Genomic DNA, 6017 nt, shown 5'->3' on the forward strand with positions numbered 1-6017 from the left:
GCCATGAAGATGGCCTGGTAGAGCCCGAAGATGGCGATCGAGATCAGGTAGCCGATGAAGAAGTACGGCTCGACGAAAGCGAACGCCAAGGTGGCGAAGAAGATCCCGAGGAAGATGTTGAACATCCCCTTCTGGGCGTACTGGGTGCAGATCTCCACGACCTTGCGGGAGGTCTCGACAGAGGCCTTGGTCGTGCCCTCAAGGTCAATGTTCTCCTTGATGTACTGCACTGCGCGGAACGCGCCGGTCGTGACGGCCTGCATGGAGGCGCCAGTGAACCAGTAGATGATCGCGCCACCGGTGATCAGGCCGAGAAGGAACGGCACGTGTAGCAGCGAGAGGTTCTCGACGTTGGTGGTCAGCCCACTGGTAAGGCCCATGATGATTGAGAAGATCATCGTGGTGGCACCCACCGCAGCGGTACCGATCAGCACCGGCTTGGCGGTGGCCTTGAAGGTGTTGCCTGCGCCGTCGTTTGCCTCCAGCAGGTGCTTGGCCCGCTTGAAGTTGGGCTTGATGCCGAAGTCGCGCTCAAGTTCCTCACTGATGCCGGGCAGGGACTCGATCTGGGACAGCTCGTAGACGCTCTGGGCGTTGTCGGTGACCGGGCCGTATGAGTCGACGGCGATCGTGACCGGGCCCATGCCGAGGAAGCCGAAGGCGACAAGGCCGAGGGCGAAAACGCCCGGAGCGAGCATGATGCCACCGGTGATCACGCCGTCGACCATGGCGCCAGGCTGGATCAACGTGGATACGCCGTACGCGCCGCTCATCAGGGCGACGATCGCGATGCCCAGCCAGTAGGCGGAGAAATTGCCGGCAACGAGACCGGAAAGGATGTCGAGCGAGGGCCCGCCTTCGTTGGCCGACTTCACCACCTCTTCGACGTGCTTGGCCTTCACGCCGGTGAAGACCTTCACCAGTTCGGGGATGATCGCGCCGGCAAGGGTGCCGAAGCTGATGATCAGCGACAGGATCCACCACAGGTTCGGCTGGCCGGGGATGTCGGCGATCAGCAGGGCCGACATGGCAAAGGTCAGCACGATCGAGACGATCGAGGTGATCCACACCAGAGAGGTCAGCGGGGTCTCGAACTCCATCTCGTCCGCGTCGGCGAACTTCGCCTTGGCCCACCGGGCATTGCCGAAGTAGGAGAACCCGGAAGCTACCAGCATGATGGCGCGGATGAAGAAGATCCAGATTAGGAAGTGCGCCTGCAGATCGGCCTGGACACCCAGCAGGATGAAAGTGATCAGCGCGACGCCGGTGACGCCGTAGGTCTCGAAGCCGTCAGCCGAGGGGCCGACCGAGTCGCCAGCGTTGTCACCGGTGAAGTCGGCGATGGTGCCGGGGTTACGGGGGTCATCCTCGTCGATCTTGAAGATGATCTTCATCAGGTCGGAGCCGATGTCGGCGATCTTGGTGAAGATGCCGCCGGCGATGCGGAGCGCAGAGGCGCCCAGCGACTCGCCGATCGCGAAGCCGAGGAAGCAGGAGGTGGCGATGTCGGCCGGAAGGAACATCAGGATGGCCAGCATCATGATCAGCTCTGTCGAGATCAGCACCATGCCGACGCTCATGCCCGAACGCATCGGGATGTCGTAGACCTTGAACGGCTTGCCCTCGAGCGCAGCGAACGAGGTGCGGGAGTTGGCGAAGGTGTTCAGCCGGATGCCGTACCAGGCGATGCCGTAGGAGCCGGCCATGCCGATGATGGCGAACAGCAGCACGATGACCACTCGTCCCCAGCCGCCCGTAGTGTTCAGGAAGCCGAAGTAGACGAAGATGACCGAACCGATGAAGGCGAACAGCAGCATCAGGAACTTGCCCTGCTGGACGAGGTAGGCCTTGCAGGTCTCGTAGATCAGCTCGGACACCTCACGCATCGAGCCATGGACTGGCAGGTTCTTCAGCTTCATGTAGCTGAAGATGCCGAAAGCGAAGCCGGCGACGCAGATCAGCATGCCGATGAAGAGAAGCCACCAGCCGTTGATGCCGCCGAGGAAGCTCACGGAGCGCAGGTCAGGGAGCGGAAGGTCGAATTCCGACTTGTGCGCACCCTCACCGAGCGCCGCGGTAGAGCCGCCGGAGCAGGCGGTCAGAGTAAGTGCGAGGAGCCCGAACACCACGAACAGGCCCGCGCGCACGAAACCGTGCCGCCGTCCTGTGGATGGTTGGCTATCGATTGATGGAGCCATCACGATGCGTCCTTTTGAAGGTAACTGAATGTTCGTTGATGACCTGTCACCTTTGACAAGCCAAAGTCAGCGCCCGCACTCTACGACTCCACGTCGTAGACGCCGCAACCCCGCCACTTGCTGGAAGGGTATGTCTCGTATCGGAAGGTGTGCCGCTGGTCGGGGAGCCAGGTTGAGCCCCTTGCCTATAGGCAAGAATGGCGTTGTGAAAAGCGTGGACCCGGAACGGGACAAGGCGGTGACCGAGGCCGAACAGCGGGCGGCGGATGCGTCCACCCGCAGCCGCGTTGCGCGCTCCATCCTCTAGCACGGACCCTCCACGCCCCGCACGCTGCGACGATCGTCGCAATGCTGCGAGCAGAGCCATTTTTCTTTTCATAAGGTTGGCCTCCTTTTGGTTCGCGGGAATCGTAGGCGATGAGGACCTGCCGCGGCGGTCAGAGACCATGGTTGGTCGATGACGATGGTGAGGGCGCGATCGGCTCTCTGGATCTAGCCTTGCAGGAACAGTCGGTGCCGCCGGGAAGCTACCTCTCCCGAGCCGACAATTGCCCGGCATCGGGAGGGCGGAGAAGGCGGTTATCCGAGCATCCGGCTATAGGCTATGCCGGCGGCGCGGGTAGCGGTTCAACCGGCCGGCCACGAACAAAGGATGACTTGATGGCCATAAAGGGAATGCTTACTCTCGACGAACTTCGGACTGAGGTCGAAGACGGGACCATCGACACCGTTGTCGTGGCTTTTACCGACCATTACGGACGGCAGTTGGGGAAGCGTTTTGACCCCGATTTCTTCCTAAGTGACGGTGCCGAACACGGTACGCACGCTTGTGACTACCTGTTGACGGTCGATATGGAGATGGAGCCAGTCCCCGGGTACGAGTACGCCAGTTGGGAGCTGGGATACGGAGATTTTCATCTGGTTCCTGACATGTCGACGTTGCGACGTGCCGCTTGGGCGGACCGCACGGCCATTGTCGTATGTGATGTTGTAGATGACGCCACCCATTCGAATGTGAAGGTGGCTCCGCGCAGCATATTGCGAGTCCAGCTTGATCGATTGGCCGGGATGGGTCTCACCGTCATGGCCGCTTCGGAACTTGAATTCTTCCTGTTCAGGGACTCGTACCGGAAAGCCCACCGGAAGGGATACAGTTCGTTGAAGGCGGGCGGTTGGTACATCGATGACTATCACCTGTTACAGGGATTTCGGATTGAGGATTACGTCGGCGCAGCTCGTCGTCACCTTCGGGATTCGGGTATCCCCGTCGAGAACTCGAAGGGTGAATGGGGCCGCGGTCAGCATGAGTTGAACGTTCGATTCACAGAAGCGCTGGAAATGGCGGACCGTCATGTGGTCTTCAAGGAATGTTTGAAGGAAACGGCCGAGAACCTGGGGGTAAGCGTCACGTTCATGGCCAAGCCCGATTCGGCCGAGGCGGGCAGCAGCTGTCATATTCATCTCAGTCTGTGGGACAAAGACGGCAATGCGTTTGTTGGTGACCAGGACCTGGGCGCCGGCCTCGAGGCCTCGGACACATTTCGCTGGTTCCTGGGTGGTTGGATGGCTCATGTACGTGAGTTGATGGTGTGTTACGCCCCAACCGTCAATTCCTATAAGCGGTATCAGGACGGGTCATGGGCGCCGACGAGGATCGCCTGGGCCAAAGACAACCGCACCGCCGGGTTCCGGGTAGTCGGGTCCGGACCGAGTCTTCGCATCGAATGCCGAATCCCGGGAGCCGATGTCAATCCCTATCTTGCGTACGCAGCCGCCTTGGCCAGCGGCCTCGATGGCATCGAAAACCGGATCGAACCACCGCCGGTATTTCAAGGGGACGTCTATGCGGCTGTTGAGCTTCCGCGAATCCAGCACACCTTGCGCGAAGCGGTCGACGATTTCAAGACCAGTTCCTTCGCCCGGCGAGCCTTCGGAGATGAGGTGGTGGATCACTACAGCCATTTCTTCGAGGTGGAGCAGTCGGCATATGATGCTGCGGTCACCGACTGGGAACGGTCCCGCTACTTCGAGAGGATTTGAGAATGCGTCTCGACGGCAAGATTGCATTAATAACGGGATCAGCGTCCGGGATCGGGCGTCAAACCGCACTTCTCTTTGCTCGTGAAGGAGCCCGAATCGCGGCCGTCGACCTCAGTTCGGACGCCAACGAGGAAACGGCCGCCCTGGTTAGGCAGGCTGGCGGCGACGTTCTGACTTTGCGAGCTGATGTCTCGAAAGCTGCCGACTGCCAGGAGATGGTCGCCAAGACGGAATCGCATTTCGGGAAACTGGACGTGATGTTCAACAACGCCGGCGTGATGCTGTCCGAAGATGGCGACGCGGTTTCCACCGATGAACAGATCTGGGATCTGACCATGGCGATAAACGTCAAAGGTGTGTTCTTCGGATGCAAATACGGAATTCCGGCGTTGCGGCGAGCCGGCGGCGGGTCGAACATCAACACGGCTTCCTTCGTTGCCCTGGTTGGGGCGGCCACCCCCCAACTCGCCTACACCGCATCGAAAGGTGCCGTTCTATCGATGACTCGGGAACTGGCCGTTATTCATGCCAGGGAAAACATTCGGGTCAACGCACTGTGTCCCGGACCGTTACGAACCGAACTGCTCATGAAGTTTCTCGACACCGACGAGAAGCGGAATCGGCGCCTCGTGCACGTCCCGATGGGTCGGTTCGGCGAAGCCGAGGAGATGGCCAAAGCCGTGCTCTACCTGGCATCGGACGACTCATCGTATGTGACCGGTACTGAGTTCATGGTCGACGGTGGCTTGACAGCTGCCTATGTCACTCCGGAGTGATGGTGCTGCGCAGGGGATTGTTGATCGGCGGAGTCGAATCGGACGAGGGCCCGATGGACCTGGTCGTCGATCCGTCGACCGGAGTTACGGTTGCCGAGGTCGCCCGGGCCACGGCCAAAGACGTTGAACGGGCAGTGCAAGTCGCCCACCGGGCATTTGAGCAGGCGATGTGGAGTCGGACCCCGCCGCCGGAACGGGGGCGGATTCTCGCAAGAGTGGCGGCGCTGATCAGCGAGAGACGCGAAGACCTCGCCCGTCTCGAGTCCCGCCAAGCGGGGAAACCCATATCGGCAGCCCGTGGGGAAATAGGCGCGGTGGCCCGAACCTTTGAGTACTACGCCGGCTCGGTCGACAAGTTTGGTGGGCAGACGATTCCTGGTGGCGCCGATGGCACGCTGCTCACCTTCCGCGAGCCGGTCGGCGTCTGCGGGATTATCACCCCGTGGAACTTCCCGATGGTGATCCTCGGGTGGAAGCTGGCGCCCGCCCTGGCAATGGGTAACTCGGTTGTAATCAAACCTGCCAGCGCCACCCCGCTTACGGCCTTGGCTCTCGCCGATATTTGTGCCGAAGCGGGTGTACCGGCCGGAGTGGTGAACGTGGTACCCGGACCCGGGTCCATCGCGGGAGATGCACTTGTTGGGCATCCGCTCGTGCGCAAGATCTCCTTCACAGGCTCGACCGCGGTCGGAGCAGACGTCATGAGGATTGCCGCTCCAGATATCAAACGCGTTTCGCTAGAGCTTGGTGGAAAGTCTGCCAACGTCGTTTTTGCCGATGCCGATCTTGACGACTGCGTGCAGTCGTCGGTGTTTGGAGCGTACGACAACACTGGCCAGGACTGCTGCTCGCGTTCTCGGATCCTGGTGGAACGATCGGTTTTCGATGAGTTCGTCGAACGATTTACGGCGAGGGCAGGAACTCTGGTGGTTGGACCTACGGATGATGAAGACACCGAGCTTGGGCCGCTGATCTCGGATGGGCATCGTGACAGTGTCGAAGA

4 protein-coding genes are annotated in these 6017 nt (G+C 60.7%); 3 read left to right on the forward strand and 1 reads right to left on the reverse strand.

Annotated features, from left to right (window positions below; translation table 11 throughout):
* Positions 1-2198: sodium-translocating pyrophosphatase (locus JJE47_09570; protein MBK5267668.1), on the reverse strand; the 2198-nt coding region annotated here is incomplete at its 3' end.
* Positions 2199-2858: 660 nt separating this feature from the next.
* Between JJE47_09570 and JJE47_09575 the strand changes: the two genes are divergently transcribed.
* From JJE47_09575 to JJE47_09585, 3 genes are all read left to right on the forward strand, one after another.
* Positions 2859-4238: a glutamine synthetase gene (locus JJE47_09575; GenBank protein MBK5267669.1), complete on the forward strand. Its 1380-nt coding sequence runs from the start codon at positions 2859-2861 to the stop codon at positions 4236-4238.
* 2 nt (positions 4239-4240) lie between these two features.
* Positions 4241-5014: an SDR family oxidoreductase gene (locus JJE47_09580; protein MBK5267670.1), complete on the forward strand. Its 774-nt coding sequence runs from the start codon at positions 4241-4243 to the stop codon at positions 5012-5014.
* The coding region (locus JJE47_09585) for an aldehyde dehydrogenase (protein ID MBK5267671.1) at positions 5014-6017 on the forward strand (1004 nt) is incomplete at its 3' end. The genes JJE47_09580 and JJE47_09585, both read left to right, overlap by 1 nt.

The sequence above is a fragment of the Acidimicrobiia bacterium genome (genome assembly GCA_016650365.1).
GTDB lineage: Bacteria > Actinomycetota > Acidimicrobiia > Spongiisociales > JAENVV01 > JAENVV01.